The sequence below is a fragment of the Paenibacillus sp. J22P143 genome, from assembly GCF_059692035.1.
The window spans coordinates 107,173-127,605 of the sequence record NZ_JCAUAQ010000011.1 but is presented as its reverse complement, the minus strand read 5'-3'; the positions used below and the strand labels follow the sequence as shown (position 1 = coordinate 127,605).

At 47.9% G+C, this 20,433-nt stretch carries 18 protein-coding genes; 5 read left to right on the top strand and 13 right to left on the bottom strand.

Annotated elements, in window-relative coordinates:
• Positions 1 to 64 precede the first annotated feature (64 nt).
• The 3 genes from AC58PQ_RS17050 to ftsE form a co-directional block, all read right to left on the bottom strand.
• The gene (locus AC58PQ_RS17050; protein ID WP_497243487.1) at positions 65 to 1,258 is read right to left on the bottom strand and encodes a murein hydrolase activator EnvC family protein; all 1,194 of its coding nucleotides are present in this window, start codon (positions 1,256 to 1,258) and stop codon (positions 65 to 67) included.
• A gap of 383 nt (positions 1,259 to 1,641) precedes the next feature.
• The gene (ftsX, locus tag AC58PQ_RS17045; protein ID WP_497243485.1) at positions 1,642 to 2,559 is read right to left on the bottom strand and encodes a permease-like cell division protein FtsX; all 918 of its coding nucleotides are present in this window, start codon (positions 2,557 to 2,559) and stop codon (positions 1,642 to 1,644) included.
• On the bottom strand, positions 2,549 to 3,235 hold the full coding sequence (gene ftsE, locus AC58PQ_RS17040; RefSeq protein WP_497243483.1) for a cell division ATP-binding protein FtsE: 687 nt from the start codon (positions 3,233 to 3,235) through the stop codon (positions 2,549 to 2,551). Before ftsE ends, ftsX begins: the two co-directional genes overlap by 11 nt.
• Positions 3,236 to 3,452: 217 nt before the next feature.
• On the opposite strand from ftsE, the gene AC58PQ_RS17035 reads away from it, so the two are divergent.
• From AC58PQ_RS17035 to AC58PQ_RS17020, 4 genes are all read left to right on the top strand, one after another.
• Positions 3,453 to 4,886, top strand: coding sequence for a VanW family protein (locus tag AC58PQ_RS17035; RefSeq protein WP_497243481.1), 1,434 nt, complete (start codon positions 3,453 to 3,455; stop codon positions 4,884 to 4,886).
• A gap of 113 nt (positions 4,887 to 4,999) precedes the next feature.
• On the top strand, positions 5,000 to 5,785 hold the full coding sequence (locus AC58PQ_RS17030) for a DUF1700 domain-containing protein (RefSeq protein WP_497243479.1): 786 nt from the start codon (positions 5,000 to 5,002) through the stop codon (positions 5,783 to 5,785).
• Between the two features lie 3 nt (positions 5,786 to 5,788).
• Positions 5,789 to 6,679, top strand: coding sequence for a DUF4097 family beta strand repeat-containing protein (locus AC58PQ_RS17025; RefSeq protein ID WP_497243477.1), 891 nt, complete (start codon positions 5,789 to 5,791; stop codon positions 6,677 to 6,679).
• Between the two features lie 186 nt (positions 6,680 to 6,865).
• Positions 6,866 to 7,498, top strand: a complete 633-nt coding sequence (locus AC58PQ_RS17020) for a DUF975 family protein (protein ID WP_497243475.1) — start codon at positions 6,866 to 6,868, stop codon at positions 7,496 to 7,498.
• 64 nt (positions 7,499 to 7,562) lie between these two features.
• Here the strand turns inward: AC58PQ_RS17020 and AC58PQ_RS17015 are convergent, their stop codons facing one another.
• Genes AC58PQ_RS17015 through AC58PQ_RS17000 form a run of 4 tightly spaced genes read right to left on the bottom strand, consistent with a single transcriptional unit; the run spans position 7,563 to position 11,283 of the window.
• Positions 7,563 to 7,925 carry a response regulator gene (locus AC58PQ_RS17015; RefSeq protein WP_497243473.1) on the bottom strand — a complete coding sequence of 121 codons (363 nt, stop codon included), beginning with the start codon at positions 7,923 to 7,925 and terminating at the stop codon, positions 7,563 to 7,565.
• Complete coding sequence (locus AC58PQ_RS17010) at positions 7,918 to 9,675, bottom strand: ATP-binding response regulator (protein WP_497243471.1); 1,758 nt, start codon at positions 9,673 to 9,675, stop codon at positions 7,918 to 7,920. The genes AC58PQ_RS17015 and AC58PQ_RS17010 overlap by 8 nt, the downstream gene beginning before the upstream one ends.
• Positions 9,676 to 10,221, bottom strand: a complete 546-nt coding sequence (locus AC58PQ_RS17005; RefSeq protein ID WP_497243469.1) for a heme NO-binding domain-containing protein — start codon at positions 10,219 to 10,221, stop codon at positions 9,676 to 9,678.
• Positions 10,222 to 10,239: 18 nt separating this feature from the next.
• On the bottom strand, positions 10,240 to 11,283 hold the full coding sequence (locus tag AC58PQ_RS17000) for an HD-GYP domain-containing protein (RefSeq protein ID WP_497243467.1): 1,044 nt from the start codon (positions 11,281 to 11,283) through the stop codon (positions 10,240 to 10,242).
• Between the two features lie 219 nt (positions 11,284 to 11,502).
• On the opposite strand from AC58PQ_RS17000, the gene AC58PQ_RS16995 reads away from it, so the two are divergent.
• Positions 11,503 to 13,248: a methyl-accepting chemotaxis protein gene (locus AC58PQ_RS16995; protein ID WP_497243465.1), complete on the top strand. Its 1,746-nt coding sequence runs from the start codon at positions 11,503 to 11,505 to the stop codon at positions 13,246 to 13,248.
• 68 nt (positions 13,249 to 13,316) lie between these two features.
• Here the strand turns inward: AC58PQ_RS16995 and argH are convergent, their stop codons facing one another.
• The 6 genes from argH to argJ all read right to left on the bottom strand — a co-directional run bounded on the left by argH (position 13,317) and on the right by argJ (position 20,411).
• On the bottom strand, positions 13,317 to 14,732 hold the full coding sequence (argH, locus tag AC58PQ_RS16990; protein ID WP_497243463.1) for an argininosuccinate lyase: 1,416 nt from the start codon (positions 14,730 to 14,732) through the stop codon (positions 13,317 to 13,319).
• Positions 14,733 to 14,838: 106 nt separating this feature from the next.
• The gene (locus AC58PQ_RS16985) at positions 14,839 to 16,077 is read right to left on the bottom strand and encodes an argininosuccinate synthase (RefSeq protein WP_497243461.1); all 1,239 of its coding nucleotides are present in this window, start codon (positions 16,075 to 16,077) and stop codon (positions 14,839 to 14,841) included.
• A 39-nt stretch (positions 16,078 to 16,116) separates the two neighbouring features.
• Positions 16,117 to 17,076, bottom strand: coding sequence for an ornithine carbamoyltransferase (gene argF, locus AC58PQ_RS16980; RefSeq protein WP_497243459.1), 960 nt, complete (start codon positions 17,074 to 17,076; stop codon positions 16,117 to 16,119).
• Between the two features lie 30 nt (positions 17,077 to 17,106).
• On the bottom strand, positions 17,107 to 18,303 hold the full coding sequence (gene argD, locus AC58PQ_RS16975; protein ID WP_497243457.1) for an acetylornithine transaminase: 1,197 nt from the start codon (positions 18,301 to 18,303) through the stop codon (positions 17,107 to 17,109).
• 36 nt (positions 18,304 to 18,339) lie between these two features.
• Positions 18,340 to 19,110, bottom strand: coding sequence for an acetylglutamate kinase (gene argB, locus AC58PQ_RS16970; protein ID WP_497243530.1), 771 nt, complete (start codon positions 19,108 to 19,110; stop codon positions 18,340 to 18,342).
• Between the two features lie 74 nt (positions 19,111 to 19,184).
• Positions 19,185 to 20,411, bottom strand: a complete 1,227-nt coding sequence (gene argJ, locus AC58PQ_RS16965) for a bifunctional glutamate N-acetyltransferase/amino-acid acetyltransferase ArgJ (RefSeq protein WP_497243455.1) — start codon at positions 20,409 to 20,411, stop codon at positions 19,185 to 19,187.
• Positions 20,412 to 20,433: the final 22 nt, after the last annotated feature.

Here is a 20,433-nt window from a genome sequence, read left to right as displayed (position 1 = left end):
AACCAATTTGAGAGGCTTATTTGTAGTATATGACAAGCCCTTCACATTTTATTACCAAGTTGTCCTATCTCAGATAAGGCTTGGGATCGACGTAAGCCTGATTCAATCTGACCTCAAAATGCAAATGGTTGCCGGTCGATTGGCCCGTTGAGCCCACACCAGCAATCTTCTGGCCGCGCTTCACTTCATCGCCGACTTTTACATAAATGCCATCGTTCATAATATGGCCATAAGCCGTCCAAAGCCCGTTGCCATGGTCAAGAATGATGTAATTACCATACCCATTCATCCAAGAGGCATAAATGACTGAGCCGTTCTCAGCTGCCAGTATACCCGTACCTTTTGGCGCTCCTAAGTCAATCCCTTTATGGTTCTCTGCTTTCCCTGTAACGGGATTAATACGATGAATAAAATCAGAAGTGATTGACGCCTGCACAGCTAGCGGATAGCCCAGCTTACCACCTTTATATGTGAACGGCGACTTCGCTTTGGTCTCGGCACGCCTCTTTTCTTGGAGTATCGCTTCTTGCTGAGCGATACGCGTGACTTCGAGTTCACTTTCTTCGGAAATCTCTTCGAGCACTCTCTCTTGCTTGGCAAGTGAGGCAATCTTCACTTCTTTCGCCTTTTCCTTCGCTTGCAGATCGTCCCGCAGCGCATCCGCTTCCGCGTATAGCCCCTTCACATTCTCAAGTTGCTTCTCGGTGTCAGCTTTTTTCTGTGTAACCGTCTCTTTATCTTTCAAATTAGACTCTAGTATTTCTTTATCTTGATTAACAATAGCTTTCAAAGCTTCGACCCGATTCAAGAAATCAGAAAAGCTCGTTGCGCTCAGCACCACGTCCATATATGAAACGAAACCGTTCATATACATCAAGCGAACACGGGATTTCAGCATATTATCGCGGCTTTCCACACGTGCCTCGGCTTCATCCAATTGCTTAGCGCTCGCTTCCAGAGCACTCGACACTTGGTCGATTTGTTCATTCAGTTGGGTTAGTTTTTTGCTGGCTTCATTGACCTGGTTGACAAGGGCATTCATATCCTTCGTCGTTTGGTCCTTCTCTGTTTGAATCTTCGTAATTTGATTATGGGCATTATTCGCTTTCTGCTGCGCTTCCGCCTTCTGCTTCTTGAGCTGCGTTAACTGCTGATCGATCTTCTCCGTTGACGTAGCGGCATAGCTCGCTGCATGTGGAATAGTAAGGGATATCGCCATTCCTAGTGTCAACACGACAGGTAGAATTTTCTTCTTCAAACACGTAGCCTCCCCATTTTCAAGCGTTTTATGCTGCATGTATGGTTTGAATCTCTTACGTTCTGAATTAGAATAAACGACTACGCCGTCCTCTTAGGACGCGTGCGTTTATCCAAAAATATAGCCGTCTTAGTAAGTGAAACTATTAATCCTATATTTCTACAAATCTATGAATCTTTGAAAATGGAAAAAGTTAGAAAAACAAAAATAAAGCCTTTATATCCGGCTTTCAGAACCGAGAAGGTTGGACGAAAATTAGAGTAGGAGGAACGGAGTGTAGCGAGCTACATGAGTACCGGACTACTCCATTTTCGTTCAAGATTCGACGCCGAGTAGGCTTCATAGAAATATCTTCGTTATCAAAGCTGGTTATAAAGGTTTCCTTATACGCGGAGGAATTTTCTAACGGAGATGAGGGAACCCCATACTCCGATAACAATGCCCAAGCCAATTAGAAGCACAGTCATCGTAGGCGCAATATTCTCGAAAGGTGTTAATTTAATCATCAATAAATTCAAATTCAATGAGCTCAAGTTTAGCAATTTCCAATAGCCTGCAAGAATAATTGCGGTTGGGACCGCAGATCCAATGAAGCCAAGTAACGCACCTTCTATGAAAAACGGCCAACGAATAAACGAGTTCGTCGCACCCACGAGCTTCATAATCGAAATTTCACGTTTTCTAGCTAAAATCGTGATTTTGATCGTATTAGCAATTAAGAATACCGCGGTAAAAGATAGCAATACCACGATACCGATACCGATCCAGCGCGCAATCTTGGTTACTTTAAACAGGGCTTCAACGGTTCCTTTGCCGTAGTTCACTTTATAAATCGGCTTCGGATCCTTGCCAACGTTCAGTGCGGAGATTTGATCCGCCACACTAGCCACATTCCGCGGGTCGTCCACTTCAATCGTGAACGCATCGTTCAACGGATTGTTATCCCCCTCGAAGCCATCTAAGAGTGCCTTCCCACTATCGCCAAGCTTCTCGCGCAAATACACAAGTCCCTCTTGCTTCGAAACGAATTTAATCGTTTTGACTTCAGGGATCGCTTGAATTTGCGTTTGCAGCGCCGTGATTTGATCCTGGGGGGTGTTAACCTCCAGATACACATTGATCTCGACCTGCTGCTCAATTTGTGTAGCTACATCATTCACATTTAAGGTTATGAGTACGAAAACACCAAGAATAAATAGGGAAATCGCGATGGAGCTAATCGACGCGAAGGTCATCCAACCATTTCGCACGACATTTTTCGTACCTTCTCGCAGATGACGAGAAACTGTACTAATCTTCATAGCCGTATTCCCCCCGTAATTGATCGCGAGCAATAAGGCCATTCTCAATCGCAATCACGCGCTTACGCATCGTATTTACGATTTCTTTGTTATGTGTAGCCATGACAATGGTTGTCCCGCGGAAATTAATTTCCTCCATCAATTTCATAATGCCCCATGATGTTTCAGGGTCCAAATTTCCTGTCGGTTCATCCGCAATAATGACAGATGGACTGTTAATTATTGCCCGGGCAATGGCAACACGCTGCTGCTCGCCGCCAGATAACTGCGATGGTAATGAGTTTGCCTTATCCTTTAGCTTAACAAGCTCAAGGACTTCCATGGTGCGTTTCTTGATTTGCTTTTTCGGTGCCTCAATAACTTCCATGGCGAAAGCTATATTTTCAAAAATATTTAATTTCGGTAGTAAGCGATAATCTTGGAAAATAACGCCGATATTCCGACGTACATAGGGGATTTTGCGTTGTTTTAGTTTTTCTAAATTAAAACCATTCACGAATATTTGACCTTTGGTCGGTCTTTCTTCTCTATACATCAACTTCATGAAAGTAGATTTACCTGCGCCTGAAGGTCCCACCACATAGACAAATTCATTGCGGTCCACTTTTACATTAATCCCTCTTAATGCATGAGTCCCGTTGGCGTATGTTTTCCATACGTCCTGCATTTCGATCACAATATCACATCCTAATTATATAGATAGCCTATATCCATTCGACACATAAGGTGAAAATCCTTCTAAATCCACTTTGAAATTCATGGGGAATACCGTCATTATACCATGGTTTGTACATATTTTAGCCGAAAAAGGAATCTGTACTAAATTGGCATAGAAATTGATACATATAGAGAGACAGGCCGTATCACATTCGTATGTAAAGGAGTGGCTCTTCATGACACGCTCATTCAGAAACCCCATCCTCTATTCCTCGATCGCTCTTGGTTTGCTCGTCACGTGCGGCATTGCACTTTACATATACGGAGCTCAAACTACCTTTCCCGCTAATGTCACGATTGCTGGCTGGCGTGTAGGAGGAATGTCCTATGAAGCCTTTCAAACTGAATCCGAACAGCGCTTAAAGCGATTGTCCTCTTTTCCTGTTCTTTTACACACATCCTATCCGGAAATCCCCGCCAAAGAACTCTCCCTTGGACTACTAGGCATTCGCTATGACAAGAACATCCTCACACAATCTCTGCAGCAATTAACCAGTGGATCACCTTTCGAGCGTGTCAAAGCGCGCTGGACCCTTCGAAATGCGACAATCCCATTGCCTGTCTCGGTAGATGCCAATCAACTTACAGCTACTGTCAAACAAACTTGGAAGGAGCTATATACGAAACAACCTGTTGCCGCCAAGCGACTCCTCAAATCTCAAGATCAGGTTGCTTACGAACCCGAGCGAAATGTGCTAAGAATTGATACCGCGCACTTGCAGGAGCAGCTTCAAAGTATCGCCCCTACCCTAGGTACATTAACGCATACCGCACCCATTGGGCTCACGTTACCTGTGTACGAGCTGAGCCCCGATGTAACGCTGGCAACCTTAAAGCAGCAAGGCATCGATGGCAAAATATCCGAATTCACAACCGTGTTTCCCCTGTCAAACGAAGGGCGGGTTCACAATATACGAGTCACCGCTACATCCATTCAAGATTACTTGATGGCACCAGGCGATACATTCGATTACAGCAAAATTATCGAACAGACGGAAGCCAAATTCGGCTACAAGGAAGCCCCTGTTATCCTCAATGGGAGCCTCGTACCAGGTATCGGTGGCGGTATATGCCAAGTATCTACGACGCTCTATAACGCCGTCTTGCGCAGCGGTCTTGAAGTTGTTGAGCGGCGCAACCACTCACTCCCTGTCAGCTACGTCCCTCTCGGGCAGGATGCCACATTTGCAAGCAATTATATTAATTTCAAATTCCGTAATAGTACGAATAGCTATGTCTGGATTCGAACCATAACGACAGATTCATCGGTTACCGTGAAGCTTTTCGGTCACCAAACGCCAGCCATCACCTATGACATCGACTCCAAAGTTGTGGAAACGATCCAGCCCCCGATCAAATATGTGAACAATCCGAGCTTGAGACCAGGCTTAGAGCGCCCGATCAGTACAGGGAAGGTCGGTTACAAGGTAGAGACGTATCGAACCAAACGAGAAAACGGCACAGTCGTGAGCAAAGAGTTAATCTCGAAGGATCAGTATTCGCCTGTACCTACAGTCATCGCGGCCAACCGCAAAGACCTCCAAACGGAGGACACTGCGCCAAAGCGGCCTATGGTGGAAGATGGCGTGAGTACGTTCGCTACCCAATGATAAACAATAAATGTGATGAAATCATGAAGGTCATGTGACTGTAGTTACTACGTCATTATGACTTTTTTCTTTTATGATAAGACTATGGAAAGAGTATCGAAGGAGGCATAACGATGAGCAAAGTGGATTATTTCAAAGAATTAAACTATCGCCTGCGCGGACTTCCTGAGAAGGAGCGCCACAATATATTAAAAGTGTACGAAGAATTATTTCAAAAAGCCGCCCAAAATGGCAAGAACGAAGACGAGATTTCACAGTCTCTCGGCTACCCGCGGGTTCCGAACTGGGATGCACAAAAAGAGGTACCTCCTGTTCAAGAGGAAGCTTTCAATCGTACGACAAGTACATTTGAAATGGATGTGACGCAAGCTGAGGAAACACCTTATTTAAGCGAAGAGCAAGAAGAGAAATCTATACCCAATGTTAATCAGTCTGAGCCGGCCATCGGACCTAAGATTCCTGTACAGGCCCCAGAGGCTTGGGAACCGCCTGCCTATACACAGCCGCCTCAGCCGAATTACCCTCCTGTGTATAACACACCTTATCCGCCCCCCTATCCGACAGCTAAAACGGACACTGGGCTTAAGGCGATCATTATTTCGATTATGCTCGGTTTCTTTAATCTTGTGTTCGTTGTCGGCCCTTGGGTAGGGATTTGCTCTGCGATGATCGCATTTTTTGTTGCAGGCTTCGCCCTTCTGGTCGCCCCCGTCATCGGCGTGCTCACTAGCTTAGCGGGAACGACGGGTAGTGACTTCCAATTCATTTCATTCTCTCTCCTTGCCTGCTTCGGCTTAGGCATCATCCTCACGACGCTTAGCTCTTGGCTGCTTAAGCAGTTTTTCAAGCTCAGCTGGAAGTACATCCAATTCAACGCCAAATTGATCAAGGGGGTTTAAGCCATGCAACCTAAAGTGAAATTTTTCTTAGTGACTGGCTTTATCTGCCTTGCGATCGGCCTGATTGGAGCAGCCGTATCTTTCCAATCCTTAGACTTTGAGACAGGCGTCACAACCATTGATATCGAGAAAAAGACAGCAGCAGCCAATATCGATACCTTGATTATTGAAAATGATATCTCAGGCGTCACTTTCGTTCCTACCAATTCGGATGACATTAGCGTTCGTTTAGTAGGTGCTGCGCGATCCGAAAATGCGCAGAATTGCACCGTCGAGGCTACGACAGAAGGTACGAATACTTGGCGAGTGGACGTATGCACGAATAACAAGGCACACATTAACTTCGGCTTCGACCTCACGGAGTTTAAAAGCTTATTCAGCGGTAAGAGCCTTCGTTTACGGACAGAGGTCAGTCTGCCCGACAAGCTTTACAAGGCGATTACCGTTAGCACCGATACAGGCAGCATCAACTTCAAGGAAGTGAAAGCTGAGAAACTGACAGCTAGTACGGATACTGGCAGCATTACCGTTGACCGCTACGAAGGAAAAACATTGAGTCTGCAAACGGACACAGGCAGTATTCACCTCAATGACGGGCAGGGCAATGTGAAGCTCAAAACAGACACAGGCAGCATTACAGCAACACTCCGTGAGCTTGGAGATACCGCCTTGCTTGAATCAGACACTGGATCTGTACGCCTACAACTAGATCCTACGCCTACGGATGCAAGCTTTGATCTGAGTACGGACACCGGCAGTGCCAATCTGGAAGTACCAGGTGTGAATGTTCAACAACGAACCAGCCATAATAAAGCCAAAGGCTCGATCGGCAATGGCAGCAAAAAGGTTACGGTTCGGACGGATACAGGCTATGTTGAGGTTAAAGGCAGATAAGTACCATCGTGAATTATCCAAGAAGCTGATTCTAAGGAATCGGCTTCTTTCTTGTTGGCCATATAAATATTTTGTCGAAGAAGAAGGAATTAAGTTACATGTCTAGAATATACAAAATTATACATAAAATAGTTATATTTAACCAAATGTTAAAAATCCTGTATGAACAAAAGAAAGAAGGTCAAAATGAAAAATAGCAGAGAAATTCGAGAAGAAGCAAGAAAAGCATTAAAGGGGAATTGGCTTTCAGCAGTTGGGCTGTATCTGCTTACAATCCTAATCACGATCCCATTATCGGTTGCTAGTAACATATTAGAAACAAAAGAGCAGCTATTATTAACTATTTTAGTCAGTTTGGGATCAATGGCTCTTTCCGTTATCATATCTACAACGGTATCCACCTACTTCCTCCATTTAGCTAGACATCAAAAGCTTGGGTACTCTCCCTCATTTTCTTATGGAACTAAAACATTCTGGTCATTTTTCAAGTTAACTTTTTTAATGGGACTCAAAATATTGGCTTGGACACTTCTATTTGTCATTCCGGGTATCATTGCTTCCTTCCGATATTCGCAAGCGATATTCATTAAGTTAGATAATCCAGAACTATCTTCATCGAAAGCCATTCGAATGAGTTCAGAGATGATGAAAGGGTACAAGTGGAAATTCTTTTGTTTAGCACTTAGTTTTATAGGCTGGGCACTGCTTGTTCCATTTACTCTATTTATCGGAGGATTATGGCTTAGCGCTTATTACACCACAGCAAGATCGGTATTCTACGATATCCTAAATGCGGACAGATTAGCTAAACATACATAGACGAGTCTTACCGATGAAAATCCAAAAAACGGCTCATTCGCTTTGGTAGCGGATGAGCCGTTTTCTATTTCAAATAGGTCTGAATCTTCTCCAGCAAACGATTCATTTCAATCGGCTTCGTATCGAAGTCATCGCACCCTGCCTCCAAAGCCATCTCTCGATCCGATGCCATGGCATGCGCAGTTAGCGCGATAATCGGGATGCCCTTCGTCTCCGGCGATGCTTTGAGCAAACGGGTGGCCTGCCACCCGTCCAAGACAGGAAGGCTCATATCCATAAGAATAAGGGCTGGCGCTTCGGTCCGTGCCGCGTCGACGCCTTGCTGCCCATCCGTAGCCATGATGACCTCATAGCCTTTGCGTACTAAGCGGCGGGATAACATGTCGCGGTTCATTTCATTATCTTCTACCAATAAAATTTTAAACATGGTCGTCTGCTTCCTCTTTACGTCGAATATAAGCTTGATCCCCGTTGTTCTGGTCATTCATCGCACCAGCCATGAGGCTGCGGATTTCACGCAACAGCGTATCGCGTTTAAAACTTCCTTTTTGAATAATGTTTTTCACATAGCCGTTCAGTCGCAGCCGATCCTCGGAACCAATATCTTTCGCAGTAACAACGACAATCGGAATCCATTGCCATTCTTCGCGTTTGCGCAGCTCGGTAACGAACTCAAAGCCATCCATGCCCGGCATCATTAAATCGAGCAGAATCAATTGAGGAAGCGCTTGTGACATCATGTTCAAAGCCACGCGTCCATCCTTGGCCTTCGAGACCTTGAAGCCTTCCCTTTCCAACATCTGAGTCATCATGTGGCTTGTTGTGACATCATCTTCAATGACGAGAACAGCGTTGGTTTGCCGCTCAGGGATATGCTTATCCAACACAGAAATTAATCGATCAATATAAACCGGTTTGGTCAGAAATTCCGCTGCTCCAAGCGCATAACCCATATTCTTGTCATCGGTCATCGACATCATGATAACAGGGATACCGGATAATTCCGGGTCGTTTTTGAGCGTCGTCAGAACGGTCCAGCCATCCATGCCCGGCATGAGTACATCCAGGGATATTAATGTAGGACGCAGCTCTCTAGCGAGTCGAATGCCCTCTTCGCCATTTTGAGCCAGAGCAACTGTACAACCTTCTTTACTGAGAAACCGCTGCATCAGCTGCAGCATAGCCGGGTCATCATCAATGACCAGCACCGTACGGTTTTCCTGTGTCGTGAGTGGGCTGTTCTCCATAACTTGATCGTCGCTGTCGTCCGCTGGATTCTCCAGCAGAGGCAACCAAGCGGTAAAGGTTGTACCTTGACCGTATTCACTATCAACGGTGATGTGGCCGCCCATCATTTGGCAGAGCTTCTGAGAGATGGCGAGTCCAAGTCCAGTACCTCCGTATTTCCTCGTTGTCGAGGAATCCGCTTGTTTAAAGGCTTGAAATAAATGTTCCATCTGTTTCGGCGTCATGCCGATACCGGTGTCTTTAATGCTAAAGCTAATACCAGATTGCCGGTTGACCATTTCATAACCAGCGGTTAGCCAGATCGTACCATCCTTCGTAAACTTGCCGGCATTGCTCAACAAATTGAATAAAACCTGCATCAGCTTCGTGACGTCCGTCCTTATTTCACCTTGAGGGAAAACGACCTCCAAACGGTTGCCGCCCGCCTCCACAACCGGATTGACCGTCGTCAGCACATCACGAATCAGCGTCGGAATATCACATACCTCCAAGTAAAGATCCATCTTACCCGCTTCGATCTTGGAGAGATCCAGAATATCATTGATCAGCGTCAACAGATGCTTACCGGCGTTATGAATTTTGCCCAGATCGTCTGCAAATGCGGGTTCATTCATGTCTTCTGCATCTTCTTTGAGCATCTCACTATACCCGATGATGGCATTCAGCGGTGTACGCAGCTCATGGCTCATATTCGCGAGGAACTGACTTTTGATCTGATTGGCTTCAATGGCTTCGTCGCGCGCTTTGGATAGCTCCGCCGTACGCTCTTTCACCAATTCCTCCAGCTGATCGTTCAATTGTCTCAATTCTTGATTCACGTAATAAATCTCTCGGGTTTTCTGCTCGGCAATCTGTTCGGCTTCCTTCCGCGCTTTCTTCTCCCGTTCCAGCTGCCTTCGAAGAACATCTATTTCTTGCATGTCCTGCATTTATTTCACTTCCGCTTTCGACAAAATAAACCGGGCCGCGGTTCCTTCCTCCAAATTCTCGCGCACCATGTTGATCTCCTCGCCATAATGCTGAATACATCCGTTAATTAGCCCTTCTGCCAAATCAGCAAATGGACGCGACGAGCGATAAGTCATCATCAATGTTCCAGCTACTGAGGTGTCATATTCGAACGCAGGCAGCTCGGCGCCAGGATAGAGCTTACGTACTTCTACGTGAATATAGCTGTCCACCTTTTGCAAAAAGCTGAATACCGTGCTGTTTTCTTGAAGAAATTGCGGATGCAGTTCGATGAGTTGTTTAAACAAATATTCACCGAAGGTAATGATCAAGTCAGTAACAGGGATGCTTGTCCGCTGGCTCAACTGCACAATAAGCTGAATCATTTCATGATGATCATAGGTGCCCACAGAGGTGTAGCTGCCGCCTGAAGGCAAATCGGAGCCCTCAATAATTTGATCCACAACGCTTAGGGAAAATTTATTTTCGACCATTTCGAGAAAAGAAGTAAAAACCATGCCTTTCATACCCACACGCTCCCCTTTCTATAATGAATGATTATCTCTTCGTACGATCCTCATGAATGCATCCACGACTTGGGGGTCAAAATGAAGCCCACGCTGCTTTTGAATTTCTGTTAAAGCTTCCTCAGCCGACCAAGCCCGTTTATAAGGGCGCTCATGTGTTAATGCATCATAGAAGTCGGCAAGCGCCACAATGCGCCCTGCAAGTGGAATGTCTTCTCCACTTAATGCGTTCGGGTACCCAGTTCCGTCCCATTTCTCGTGATGCGTCAAGGCAATCGTATGGGCCAATTGTAAATCCGGGAATAGACTGCCTTCCAGTATACTTGCGCCAATGGTCGTATGTGTTTTCATCTGTTCGAACTCTTCGGGGCTGAATCTTCCTGGTTTTAATAAAATGTCATCCGGGATGCCAAGCTTCCCAAGATCGTGTAAAGGCGTGGCCCGCTCGATGAGCTTGGACTCGTGCGCAGGCAGTCCTAGCGAAGATGCAATTTCTTTCGCCATCCGACCAACGCGCTGCGAATGCTGCCCCGTCTGATCATCGCGGAATTCAGAGGTCCGTCCCAGCAATTGCAAAATTTCCAGCTTAGCTTGCTCCAACTTGGCAGTCCGTTCTTGAACGCGTTGCTCCAAAAGTTGATGCTGGTCCTGCAGCTGCAAATGATAAAATCGTGTTTTCAATAAGTTATTGATCCGTAATACTACTTCTGTTTTATCTAAGGGCTTCGTAAGAAAGTCATGCGCACCCAAATGCAACGCTTCCTTCTTGGCCTCCTGCGTCACATCAGCTGTTAGCACTAAGATCGGTAGAAAATGACCTTCCTCCACTCGATCCTTTAACAGCTTTAAAGCTGCGAAGCCATCCACGTCGGGCATATGTAGATCTAATAAAATAATATCCGGTTTAACCTCGTCAAATAGGGCTTCTAGCTGTCTGGGATCCGTTGTACAGTGTAAATTGGAAAAACCCGCACGGCTCAGTATTCGCTCTAAAAGGCTAATATTGTACGCCTGATCGTCGATAATCAGAAAACTAGCGCTTTGCATCCACATTTTATCCATGTAGGCACCTCATTCCATCCTTGCTTTAAAAGCATATGTCGCATGTATATTTTACCATATATATCATGCCATGTGATGTTGAAATGTCGAACTTAGTTAGAAAATAGACTGAAAAAGCGTCAGATCAATCGAATTGTAAGGATTCTGTCGAAATAGAGGGATTAAGCCAATTAAATAGAATATATACAAAATAATAGAGAAAGTAGGTAAACTAACCATATGTTAAAAAGTTTTCAAATGAATATTCAGATGAAGATTGTAACAACATCGCTGCTTTTACTACTTATTCCAATTCTCATCCTCGGCAGCATCAGCTATTACGTTTCTTCCAACGTCACGAATTCCTTGATCGAAAAAGATTTAAGGAATGCCGTTCAAATGTCCATTCAATTGATCCAATCCTTCGATGATTCCGTCAAATCGGGCAGTATCACCAAAGAAGAAGCGCAAGAGAAAGTGAAAGTCTTGATGCTTGGACCGAAAAAAGACGGCAAAAGGCCCATCAATCGAAAGATCGATTTAGGCGAAAACGGGTACTTCTTCGTTCTTGATAATAAAGGAAATGAAGTCGCGCATCCTTCCTTAGAGGGCCAAAACATTTGGGATAAGAAATCGAATGACGGAAAGCTTTTTATACAGGAAATGATTCAAGGAGCAGAAAGCGGTGGAGGATTCACAACCTATATGTGGCCGTTGCCTGGAGGATCGACGAAGGAAGCTATGAAAATTGCTTACGCTGAAAAGGACCCGAATTGGGGATGGATCGTTGCGGCTGGCTCTTACTTGCAGGATTATAACGCAGGACAAACGAACATGTTGAATACGATTATCATTACTCTTATTGTTTGTTTGCTGGTCGGCATGATTGTCCTAGTCCTCTTTGCGAGACATATCTCGAAGCCGCTCATTCGGGTGGAACGTCAAGCTAGCCAGATTGCGATAGGGAATTTGTCGATAGCGGATTTGAATGTGTCCAACCGCGATGAAATCGGTAAGCTTGCCGCCTCATTTAATCAGATGAAAGCTTATATCAGGCAGCTCGTTACCCATGCTAACTCGAGCTCAAGTGCTTTAAATGAAGAATCGAATCAAGTATCACATTCTTTGGATCAAATGGTTCAGGCAGCGAATCATATCTCATCCGTTATGCATGGCGTGGCAGCCAGTACAAACTCACATGCCATCAATGTAGTAGAGAGCTCATCCGCCATGAAGGAATTATCCGATAGCATTCAGCAGGTCGCAGCCAGTTCTTCCACTGCCTTCGATTTGTCAGAAATCACAGTATTGGAAGCGGAAAAGGGAAATGCCTATATCCAACAAACGAACGAACAGATGCGGGTCGTCAGCTCGACCATGGACAACCTGTCTGGCATTATCGACTTGCTGCGTGATCGCTCCAAGCAGATTGGTGAAATTGTTTCGATCATTTCCGAAATCTCGTCGCAAACGAACCTATTGGCCTTGAATGCTTCAATTGAAGCGGCACGGGCTGGGGAACACGGCAAAGGATTTGCTGTCGTCGCAGGGGAAGTGAAGAAGCTTGCAGAACGCTCCAAGCAATCCTCGGAGCAGGTCTCAGAACTGATCGTTGGCATCCAAGGTGACATCCTCGGGGCCGTAGAGACCATGCATCAGGGTGATCAAGAAATCTCATCCAGTGTTGGGACACTGCAGGAAACCGGATTTGCTTTTGAACGGATTCACAGCGCTGTTAAGCAGGTGCTCGGCCAAGTGCAGCAAGCATCCTCCGAAGCCGAGCGTATGGCAGCTACATCCCAACAGGTCATGTTATCCTTATCCGAAATGAAACACTCAGCCAACCAGTCGGCAGGCACGACACAAACGATTTCCGCTTTGACCGAAACACAGCTGTCCAGCATCGACGGAATCTCAGCTTCGGTGAAAAACTTGAATGAGATGTCCGCCCAGCTGCGGGATGTTATTGAGCAATTTAAAGTGTAGAAAAAAGCGAAAAGCTCTTCTCATCACGGATGTGGTGGGAAGAGCTTTTGTATTGGAAAGAAGAAGACTTATTTACTTTTCTCTAAAAAGTCATGCAACCACGCCTGCGACTCTGCCAGCACTTGCTCCGCGCGACCAATGGCCTCACTCACTTGATTGCTCGCTGTACCGCCGTAGACATTACGTGCATTCACAACTTGTTCTGGTTGTAGTACGGCATAAATATCGGACTCGAACAGCTCGGAGAATGTTTTGAATTCTTCGATGCTCATATCGAGCAGGTATTTTTTATTCTGGATACAGTAGAGCACGGTTTTGCCGATCACTTCGTGCGCTTGACGGAAAGGAAGACCCTTGTTCACCAGGTAATCCGCGATATCCGTCGCGTTGGAGAAGTCTTGGTTCACAGCTTGGCGCATACGCTCGGTGTTCACCTTCATCGTCGACACCATCGGTGCAAACAATTGCAGCGCACCTTGCAGGGTACGAACCGTATCAAACATGCCTTCTTTGTCTTCCTGCATGTCCTTGTTGTACGCCAGCGGCAGCGACTTGAGTACGGTCAAGAGACCGACCAAGTTGCCGTAGACGCGGCCCGTTTTACCACGGACAAGCTCCGCTACGTCCGGGTTCTTCTTTTGCGGCATGATCGAGCTGCCGGTGCAGAACGCATCATCGAGTTCGATGAACGCGAACTCGGTCGAAGACCAGAGCACCATTTCCTCGCTGAAGCGAGAAAGGTGCATCATGATCATGGACGCGTTGGAGAGGAACTCCAGGATGAAATCGCGGTCACTGACCGCATCCAGGGAATTCTCGTACACGCGTCCGAACCCGAGCTGCTCCGCCACGAAATGGCGGTCAATCGGGAAGGTCGTGCCCGCGAGCGCGCCCGCGCCAAGCGGCAGCATGTCTACGCGCTTGTAGCTGTCCTGCAAGCGCTCAAGGTCACGCTGGAACATGCTGACGTAGGCCATCAGATGATGCGCGAACAGGATCGGCTGCGCACGCTGCAGATGGGTATACCCTGGGATAATCGTATCGAGATTAGCCTTCGCTTTCTCAAGCAAAGCTTCCTGCAGCTTGATCAGTAAGCCAACGAACTCAACCACGCGCTTGCGCAGGTAGAGATGCATGTCCGTTGCCACCTGATCGTTGCGGCTGCGGCCCGTGTGCAGCTTGCCGCCGACAGGACCGATGATGTCGATCAAGGTTTTCTCGATATTCATGTGAATATCTTCATTCTGAATCGTGTACTCCAGCTCGCCGCGGCGAATCATGGCTTGTACTTGCAGCAAGCCGTCTTTGATTTTCTCCACATCGTCAGCAGGAAGAATCCCGCATTTGCCCAGCATCGTCACGTGCGCCAAGCTGCCTTCAATATCTTCCTCGGCAAGCTCTTTGTCGAAAGTAATGGAAGCTGTATATTCTTCGACCAATTGGTCGGTTTGTTTCGTGAAACGTCCACCCCAAAGCTTAGACACCGTGCATGACCCCTCTCGTATTAACCTCGTCTATGAGACAAGCGTATGGACAGCCCAAAGGCTTTCCACGAAGGGAAAGCCCACGGCTGAGCAGCTATTTGAAATGTTACTTCTTCGCGTTTTGTTCCACACCGGAACCTACCTTCAAGCGCAGCGCATTCAAGCGGATAAAGCCTGTTGCATCGCCTTGATCGTATGCCTTCGTAGGATCAGCTTCCATGGTCGCGATATCCGGGTTGTATAGGGATACTGGGCTTTTCACGCCCGCGCCCATCACATTACCTTTGTACAGTTTCAAACGAACGGTACCGGATACGTTCTTTTGGCTCTCGGACACAAGCGCTTGAATTGCCAAACGCTCAGGCGCAAACCAGAAGCCGTTGTAGACAAGAGATGCATATTTCGAAATTAAGGAATCACGAAGGTGCATCACGTCACGATCCATCGTGAGGGATTCCATTTTGCGGTGGGCAGTGAATAGAATCGTTCCACCTGGAGTCTCGTATACGCCGCGGCTCTTCATGCCGACGAAACGATTCTCAACCATATCCACACGGCCAATGCCGTGCTTGCCACCAATTTCATTCAATGTTTCCATAACTTGAAGCGGCGTAAGCTTCGCTCCGTTGATCGCTACGCAATCACCAGCAGCAAACTCAAGTTCAATGTATTCCGCTTGATCTGGTGCATCTTCTGGCGCAACGCTTAGCACGTACATGCCTTTGTTGTCGTCAGCGGCTGGATCAAACCAAGGATCTTCCAACATGCCGCTCTCGAAGGAGATGTGCAGCAAGTTACGGTCTGTCGAATAAGGCTTCGCTGCAGATGCCGTTACCGGAATGTTGTGCTTCTCTGCGTAAGCGATCATCTCTGCGCGGCCTGGGAACTCCTCGCGGAACTGCTCTAAACGCCAAGGCGCGATCACGGACAGCTCAGGCGCAAGCGCCGCTGCTGTAAGCTCGAAGCGCACTTGGTCATTCCCTTTACCCGTTGCACCGTGTGCAATGGCCGTTGCGCCTTCAGCGCGAGCGATCTCAACCATACGCTTCGCGATCAAAGGACGCGCAATGCTCGTGCCAAGCAGGTATTGTCCTTCATAAAGAGCAGCCGCTTGGAACATCGGATTGATGAAATCTTTCGCGAACTCGTCGCGTAGATCGTCGATATAGATTTTGGATGCGCCAGTTGCGAGTGCTTTTTCTTCCAAGCCATCCAACTCATCCTTTTGCCCGATATCCGCTGTGAATGCAATGATTTCTGCGTCGTAAGTTTCTTTTAACCATTTGAGGATAACTGATGTATCCAGACCGCCTGAATAAGCGAGTACGATTTTTTCCTTAGCCATGTCTCTTCTTCTCTCCGTTTCTACTCTCACTAAATAAATTTATATCATTGTCGCGGCCATAATGGCCTTTTGCGCATGAAGACGATTCTCGGCTTGGTCGAAAATAATGGAATGTGCGCCATCGATGACGCCCTCACTCACTTCTTCCCCGCGGTGTGCAGGCAAGCAGTGCATGAACAGGTAATCCTGCTTCGCATATTTCACCAAAGCTTCATTTACTTGATAGTTTTTGAACGCGATTTCCCGCTCTTTCTGCTCCGCTTCTTGACCCATGCTCGCCCATACATCTGTGTAGATGATGTCGGCATTCTCAATCGCTTCGCGTGGATCACGAGTAACGAGCAGGCTTCCGCCTGTTTCAGCGGCATTTTCCTTGGATTGACGAATCACTTCTTTACTAGCCTCATAGCCCTCTGGCGAAGCAATCGCGAAGTCCATGCCAAGCTTGCTAGCCCCCATCATCAGGGAGTGCACCATGTTGTTGCCATCGCCGATATAGGCGACTTTGATGCCTTTCAAACGGCCTTTTTTCTCCAAAACCGTCTGATAATCCGCCATTACCTGGCAAGGGTGTGCATGGTCGGTTAAGCCGTTAATAACAGGCACCGTCGCACCTCGCGCTAGATCGATCACCTTGCGGTGCTCGTAAGTACGAATCATAATCCCGTCTAAGTAACGGGACAGCGTTTGAGCGGTATCCCATACCGTCTCTCCGCGGCCCAGCTGCAAATCATTTTTGCTCAGGAAAAGTGCTTGCCCGCCTAATTGGTACATCCCCACTTCGAAGGAAACACGCGTACGCGTGGAGGACTTCTCAAAAATCATGCCCAGCGTTTTACCCGCTAGCACAGCATGCGGCTCTCTCGCCTTTTGCTTGCGTTTCAACTCAATCGCGTACTGAATCAGATACTCCAATTCTTCCGCTGTATAATCAACCAAAGCAAGAAAATCCTTGCCCTTCAACTGGGCAGCCAGTTCTTCCTTGACCATGCTATTCATGTGATCCAACCTCTCTTCGATAAACTTCGGTTAGACGCCGCTGATGGTTGATGCCTTCTGGGAGAGGACACCGCACACCACATCTAACGCCTGATCCAAATCTTCTTGCGGTATCGTTAATGCCGGCACCAAACGAATCACGTTAGGGCCCGCTGGAATGACAAGCACACCTTGCTTGTGAATCTCGCTAATGATTTCGGCACTTGGCTGTGTACATTCGATGCCAATCAGAAGACCAATGCCACGGATGCTTTTGACTAGCGGATTGCCCGCCAGCTTGCTCTCAAGCGTCTTCACCGTGTACTCGCCAAGCTCGGCTGCGCGCGCTGGTAGCCCATTGTCGACAATGGTACTTAACGTAGCATGTGCCGCTGCCGTAGCAATCGGTGTGCCACCGAACGTGGAACCGTGACTTCCTGCGCTGAACGCTTCAGCCAAGTACCCTTTGCTCAGCATCGCACCGATCGGGAATCCACCGCCAAGACCTTTGGCTAATGTGAAAATATCCGGCTCTACACCATAATGCTCATAGGCAAAAAGCTTACCCGTACGCCCTACGCCCGTCTGGATTTCATCCGCGATCAGGAGCAGATTATGCTCTTTGCATAGCTCTGCCAATTGCTTTACGAACGCTGGATCAGCCGGCAATACGCCGCCTTCCCCTTGCACAAATTCGAGCATGACTGCACAGGTCTTGTCATTCACGAGACGGCGCACGGACTCGATATCGTTATAATCGGCATAGACGAAGCCTTCTGGAAGTGGAAGAAAGCCTTCCTTTACTTTATCCTGACCGGTAGCAGTTAATGTAGCAATCGTACGCCCATGGAAGGACATGTTGAACGTGATGATCTCGTACTTACCATTGTTCAGCACCTTTTGGGAGTAGCGACGGGCGATTTTGATCGCAGCCTCATTCGCTTCTGCACCTGTGGAACAGAAAAATACAGCATCCGCACAGCTGTTGTCTGTCAATAAACCAGCCAACTTTTCCTGATTCGGAATATGAAAAAGATTGCCTACATGCCAAAGCTGATCCAACTGTTCGATCAACTTCTCTTTCACAGCTTTTGGTGCATGACCGAGAGCTGCAACAGCGATCCCGCTCATCATATCGATGTATTCCTTGCCTGTGTCGTCCCACAGTCGGCTGCCTTCACCTTTCACTAGCGTAATCGGATATCTGGCGTAGGTTGGAAATAACGAGCTTTTTCCTTGTTCTGTCATGTACATTCCCTCCTTATGGGTTGTTTGGGTTTCTAATTACCGTACAATGCGCGTGCCGATGCCTTCGCCCTTCAGCACTTTACTTAAAACGTTCGGTTCCGAGCCGTTCACGATAACCACTTCTTGCACTTGCCCTTGTATACAAGCAATCGCTGCACGAACCTTCGGGATCATGCCGCCATAGATGTCGCCACTTGTGATCATTTCTTCGATTTCCGCTACACTGACGACTGGAAGCACTTGCTTCTCGCCATCCACGACCTTCATGATGCCAGGAACATCCGTCACGACGACCATCTGCTCCACACCGAGGTGGGAAGCCACAGCACCTGCCGCCGTATCGGCGTTGATGTTGTAACGCTGTCCACCATCTGTACCTAGACCAACTGGTGCAATAACCGGAATGTAGCCCATGCCGACAATACCTTGAATCAGCTCTGCATTGACTTTCGTTACGTCGCCAACAAGACCTACTTCATGGCTGTTCGCAACAGGCTTCGCTTCGATCAAATGTCCATCCACACCGGACAAACCTAGCGCTTTCGCACCCGTCAACTGAATACGGCGTACGATTTCTTTGTTAATCTGGCCGGATAGCACCATTTCTACCACGTCGAGCACTGCTTCATTGGTCACGCGTAGCCCGTTTACGAAGCCGGACTCAATGCCCAGCTTGCCGAGCGTATCCGAGATCGCAGGACCGCCGCCATGCACGATGACGGTAACAATGCCCTCAGCTTGAAGCTGGCGCATGTCTTCAAAAAAACTTGCGGGCAGCGCCGCAAGCGTGCTGCCTCCACATTTCATCACAAAGCAATTGTTCTTCACTGCTCTTCCCCCTAAAAGTTTTGCGTAGCAAAACTAGCTTCGTAAGCATTTGCTTACGTCCGATAAGCCGCATTAATGCGCACATAATCATAGGTCAAATCGCAGCCCCAACCCGTTGCTTTGCCTTCGCCCATATGTAAATTCACATGAATTTGAATCGTATCTGTTTTCAAATAAGCCAGTGCCGCTTCCTCGTCGAACTTCACGGGACGAGATTGCTCTAACACCGCGATATCGCCCAGGCGAATATCGACCGTGTTCACATTCACTGGCTGCCCAGAGTAGCCGACTGCCGCAATGATCCGGCCCCAGTTCGCGTCAGCGCCATAAACGGCGGACTTTACGAGACTCGATCCGATGATCGACTTCACGATCTTACGCGCCGCATCGTCGCTCTCAGCGCCGATTACGGTCGTCTCGATCAGCTTCGTCGCGCCTTCGCCGTCACGCGCAATCGCTTTGGCGAGGTATTCGCCAACGTACTGGAATCCTGCCGCGAAAGCTTCCCAATCCGGGTGCCCCGGATGAAGCGATTCTCCGCCGGCAAGCCCGCTTGCCATCACCACGACCATGTCGTTGGTGCTGGTGTCTCCGTCAACAGTAATCATGTTGAACGTGTTATCTGTAATCCTGCTTAGCAACAGCTGCAGGTATTCGCTCTCAATCGCAACGTCGGTTGTCATGAAACCGAGCATCGTCGCCATGTTCGGGTGAATCATCCCCGAACCTTTAGCTGCTCCGGCAATGTGAACCTCTTTGCCGCCAATCACAACACGGACGCATGTCATCTTCTGCACGAGATCCGTCGTCAGGATCGACTGGCAGAAGTCTTCGCCGCCGTCTAGTTTCAACTTCGCAGGCAGCTGCTCGATGCCGCTCAGCACTTTGCCCATCGGCAGAAGCTCGCCGATCACACCTGTGCTTGTCACGCCGACGTGGTACTCCGCCACGCCAAGTGCCTTCGCACTTGCCGCGCGCATGGCGCGAGCGTCGTCTTCGCCTTGCTGGCCGGTACACGCGTTGGCGTTGCCGCTGTTCACGATCATCGCCTGCAGCTTGCCGCTGTCGGCGATGCTTTCTTGCGTCACACGCAGTGGCGCCGCTTGGAACGCATTCAGCGTGTAAACACCTGCCGCTGATGCGGGTACATCACAGAGGATCGCGCCAAGATCATAGCGCTCCGTCTTCTTCAATCCGCAGTGCAGTCCGCCTGCACGAAAACCCTTCGGTGTTGTCACTGTGCCCTCTGGCACAACAGTAAAGCTAACTTGATCCGACATCGTCGTACGCTCACCTATCCTT